Genomic DNA, 4246 nt, shown 5'->3' with positions numbered 1-4246 from the left:
GCGACCAACGCATCGCCGCCTTATCCGACTCCTTGCGGATATGCACGATAGGCGGCAGCGAGCCCAATAACATGTCGGCGTGGCCACCCGTGAGTAAGAAGTGACCGCCGACGAGATAACAACCCTCTCCTTCGCTGCCAAAAATAGCCGTACCCAATCCCCCCGCTACACGTAGCAGTTGGAAGTCGACAGGTTTTACCGACAGGTGGGTGGCAAGACAGAAAGGCGGCCCCGGCGGCAACAAGTAGCAGTCGCCAGCCGTGAGAAGCACGGGATCGGTAACGCCATCCACAGACAGCCAGCATTGACCAGAGACCACGGCATAGCATTTGATGCCTTCATGTTGTGGCCATTGAATCGCCGTGTTGTGGCTCATTGAAACGCCGCCCGATACAAGGCTGCGAGGCTTCAGTAAAGACAACATGTCTGAGAGTGGGTCCATGAAATTTCCGGACGTTTGATCCAAAAATGCGGACTATACGACATTGATCGTACCGCGAACGGAATCTACAGTAGGTGTCACGGGTCTGCGACTGCGGCCTTGATCGCAGCCTTATAGCCCACGCTAAACAACTTTAGCCCACCCAAAGGAAAGCTTACCATGCGTGTTTTTGTTACCGGCGCCACCGGCTTTATTGGAACGAAGGTTGTTCGCGAACTCATCGACGCTGGCCATCAGGTACTCGGGCTGACACGGTCGGACGCGGGCGCCCAATCGCTCGCCGCTGTCGGAGCTGAAGTGCATCGTGGCGATATCGAGGACCTCGAAAGCCTGCGTCTCGGCGCAGGCTTGGCAGATGGGATCATCCACACGGCCTTCAATCACGACTTTTCGAAGTTCGTGGCGAACTGCGACGCAGACCGGCAAGCCATCGAAGCCATGGGCTCTGCGCTGCACGGATCGGATCGCCCTTTCATTGTTACCTCTGTGACTGGAATGGGTGGTGCCGGGCACGGCAAGCCCGCGACCGAATACCACTTTAATCCTGACCACCCGAACCCCCGCAAGGCATCGGAACTCACCTGTGGTGCGTTGGCACAGCGTGGTGTCAACGTCTCGGTGGTGCGCCTTTCGCAAGTCCACAATTGCGTTAAGCAAGGTCTTATCAGCCCCTTGATCGAACTGGCTCGACAGAAGGGCGTTTCCGCCTATGTTGACGGCGGCCTCAACCGCTGGTCGGCTGTGCATGTCAGTGACGCAGCCCGTCTCTACGTTCTCGCGTTAGAGAAGCGCGGGGCGGGCAGCCGGTACCATGCAGTCGCCGAGGAGGGCATACCGCTGCGGATCATTGCTGAAGTCATTGGTCGCGGCCTGAACGTACCGGTAAAGAGCATTGCTGCCGCAGATGCACCCGCGCACTTCGGCTGGCTCAGTGCATTCGTCGGCTCCGACATGTCCGCATCCAGCGCGCTTACGCAGGAACGATTGGCATGGCAGCCAAAGGGTACGGGACTGATCGCCGATCTCGAAGAGATGCGCTACGCATAGTGGGCAAATGCATGGCGGAGGTTGCCCCTGCGCAGCACCTCAATTCTCCACGATTCTCTCCCACGCGCCCGATCGAGCCGAGCGGAACACGGCGTCGATCACTCGCATGTTTGCGCGCGCATCTTCTAGCGGCATAGCCTGCGGACTTCCGCTCAATATCGCCTCCGCGAACATGCCGGCTGCGACGCCATATTGATCGCACACTGGAAGTTCGAGCCAGCGATCAGCCCCGACACCGGCGCTGGTGTTTTGACTCACCAACAGACGCGCCGGCCGATCGCTGGGTGCATTGAATGGAATCTCGACCTCGATCCGCCCCTTGGTACCGTGAAATTGCATCCGCTGATAGTTATGGGTCTGAGTCGAGTAAAAGAAACTCGCCTGCACACCGTCAAAGTCCATCAGCACAGAGCCAAGCCGGTCCACTTCGAATACCGGATCCTGCTCCATCAGGGCAACCACTCGCCTTGGCTCACACCGGGTAATGAAGCGTGACGTTGTGATGGGATAACAACCAATATCGAGCAGACCGCCGCCCCCTAGTTCGCTCTGGTTGCGGATATCGTGCGGGTTCGTGTTGTTATAGGCGAAGCCGCCGGTTACTGCCCGCAATTCGCCGATGGTACCTTCGTCAATCAAGGCGCGCACCTTCAACCATTGCGGATGCGTGCGGACCATGAAGGCTTCCTGTATGTATCGGCCGTGCCTGTCGCGCGCAGCGATGAGGCGTTCAACCTGTTGGGCGTCCAGCCCGATCGGCTTCTCACACAGGACGTGCTTGCCCGCCTCGACGGATTTGATCGTCCATTCCACGTGGAGGTGATTGGGCAGTGGAATGTAGACCGCGTCGATTTCCGGGTCCGCCAGGAGTGCCTCGTAACTGTCGTATGCGACGGTCAAACCATATTTGGCTGCGGCTTCCCGAGCCTTCTCCTGAGATCGCGACGCAATGCCCTTCACCCGACACTTTGGCGCGCTGTGCATGGGCATGACAACCTTGTCGTTGATCTTCGCTGTGCCCAGGATCCCCCAGACAATTTCATCCCTTGCCATGACATCCCCTTTTCCAATCAAGTATCTGAGGCGTAGAGCAGGCTGAACTACCGCATGAGTCGGCAAGTCCATGAGCCCGCGAAGGACCAGAAGCGTCCGATCGTGCCAGCTTACACTCGGTGATTGCGATCGCTGAAGCAGGACCCGCTCAGGGACCGGCCATGTCCGGCTATATGGGCCATGCGCAGGAGGTTGCCGGCGAGGTGCGCGTCACCCCTGCAATCGCCAGCCCAAACCCAGGCTCTTCTGCAACGAAACAAAATCCTTTAGCAATTCGGCTTGTCCGGCGACTACATTCTGCTGCGCGCTGAACTGCGTGCGTTGCGTATCGAGTAAATCGATCAGGCTCGATGTGCCGGCTGTATAACGCTGACGCATCAACGTAGCCGAGCGGTCCGCCGACGCCTGCACTTGCTGCAACGTAGCCAGATGTTCGCGCTGGTGTCCATAACGCGACAGCGAACCATTCGCGTCCTGCAAGGCGGCGAGCACGGCATGCGTGTATTTCGCATCGGCCTCGTCGCGGGAAGCCTCAGCGCTGTGAACGCTCGAGAGCGTGCGGCCAAAGTCCAGTATGTTCCACTGCAGATAAGGCGCGCCGATCCAGCTGAAATTGTTCTTGCGGACAAGGTGGCCCGGATCGGCGGCGGTGTAGCTTAGGTCACCGAACAGCGTTACCTTCGGGAAGAAGTCAGCCTTGTTCTCGCCGATCACGGCGTTGCTGGAAGCAAGCCGCCGTTCCGCTGCGCGAATATCGGGCCGTTGCTGCAGCATTGAGGCAGGGTCGCCGATAGCGACGGACGCCGGCAACGCTGGCAGGGGGCGTAACGCCGACAACGCCTGATCGAGCGAGTCGGCCACTTGCGCGTCCAGCGGCGTCAGCGTCGCGCGGGTACTCTCGACCTGCGTGGTCAGGCGCTCCACATCGACTTCTGCCGCCGTGCCGCGCGCGCGACGCTGCTGCGTCAGCGTGAGCATCTGCTGCTCGAGTTCCGCCGAGCGTTGCGCAAGCGTCAGGCGCTGCTGCTCGTCACGCAGATCCACATAGGCTTGCGCGACTTCGGCCGCGAGCGACACTTGCGTGTCGGCGAGGTCGGCGTCGACCGCATCCGCTTGCGCCGACGCGGCTTCTACCGCGCGTCGGGTGCCGCCGAACAGATCGATCTCCCACGAAGCATCGAAGCCCGCTGTATAGAGCTGTAGCGGTCCTCCGCCGGATGACGATGAGCTGCCCGAGCTACCCTGGGACGATGACAGCGAACTCAGGTTGGGGTCGCGCACGCGCAACGCGGCAGCGTCGAAAGAGACGCTGGGCATGCCGTCCGCCTGTTGGTGTTGCAACTGCGCGCGCGCTTCGCGCAGACGCGCTTGCGCCGCGTGAACGTCCGGGTTATGGGCCAGTGTGGCGTCGATGAGCGCGTTCAATTGCGGATCGTCGAGTGCCAGCCACCATTGACTTGGCGCGCGCGTGGAGACGATACCGACCGCGGGCGTGCGCACGAAGTTGGCCGCGTGCGCCGCATCAGGCGCGACCTGCGGAGCACCGGCGTAGTCAGGGCCGACCGTACAGGCCGAGATGACGCACGCGGACGCCAGCAGCGTAAGAAATAGAGGGGCAGTAGGGCTAGCGAACATCATAAATAGTAGTTTTGCCGTCAATGGCCGGCGGACGGCGCAACGGGGCCGCGCGGAGTCTTCAGGAGG

The 4246-nt window shown here is 60.6% G+C and carries 4 protein-coding genes; 1 reads left to right on the top strand and 3 read right to left on the bottom strand.

The genetic code is table 11. The features are described 5' to 3' along the window. The coding region (locus WCA53_RS24950) for a cupin domain-containing protein (RefSeq protein ID WP_423916717.1) at positions 1–442 on the bottom strand (442 nt) is incomplete at its 3' end. Positions 443–601: 159 nt separating this feature from the next. Between WCA53_RS24950 and WCA53_RS24945 the strand changes: the two genes are divergently transcribed. Further along, the gene (locus tag WCA53_RS24945; RefSeq protein ID WP_423916715.1) at positions 602–1489 is read left to right on the top strand and encodes an SDR family oxidoreductase; all 888 of its coding nucleotides are present in this window, start codon (positions 602–604) and stop codon (positions 1487–1489) included. Between the two features lie 39 nt (positions 1490–1528). On the opposite strand, the gene WCA53_RS24940 is transcribed toward WCA53_RS24945, so the two are convergent. Both WCA53_RS24940 and WCA53_RS24935 read right to left on the bottom strand, forming a co-directional pair. Then, positions 1529–2542, bottom strand: a complete 1014-nt coding sequence (locus tag WCA53_RS24940; protein WP_423916712.1) for a Gfo/Idh/MocA family protein — start codon at positions 2540–2542, stop codon at positions 1529–1531. A gap of 210 nt (positions 2543–2752) precedes the next feature. Beyond that, positions 2753–4180 carry an efflux transporter outer membrane subunit gene (locus WCA53_RS24935; RefSeq protein WP_423916710.1) on the bottom strand — a complete coding sequence of 476 codons (1428 nt, stop codon included), beginning with the start codon at positions 4178–4180 and terminating at the stop codon, positions 2753–2755. Positions 4181–4246 lie beyond the last annotated feature (66 nt).

The sequence above is a fragment of the Caballeronia sp. genome, from assembly GCF_049581465.1.
Lineage (GTDB): Bacteria > Pseudomonadota > Gammaproteobacteria > Burkholderiales > Burkholderiaceae > Caballeronia.
Note: the sequence above shows the minus strand (reverse complement) of the source record. Positions and strands in the feature narration are given on the sequence as shown.

Coding starts and splice junctions, on each gene's coding strand:
- WCA53_RS24945 (WP_423916715.1), top strand. CDS start 602: ATGCGTGTTTTTGTTACCGGCGCCACCGGCTTTATTGGAACGAAGGTT.
- WCA53_RS24940 (WP_423916712.1), bottom strand. CDS start 2,542: ATGGCAAGGGATGAAATTGTCTGGGGGATCCTGGGCACAGCGAAGATC.
- WCA53_RS24935 (WP_423916710.1), bottom strand. CDS start 4,180: ATGATGTTCGCTAGCCCTACTGCCCCTCTATTTCTTACGCTGCTGGCG.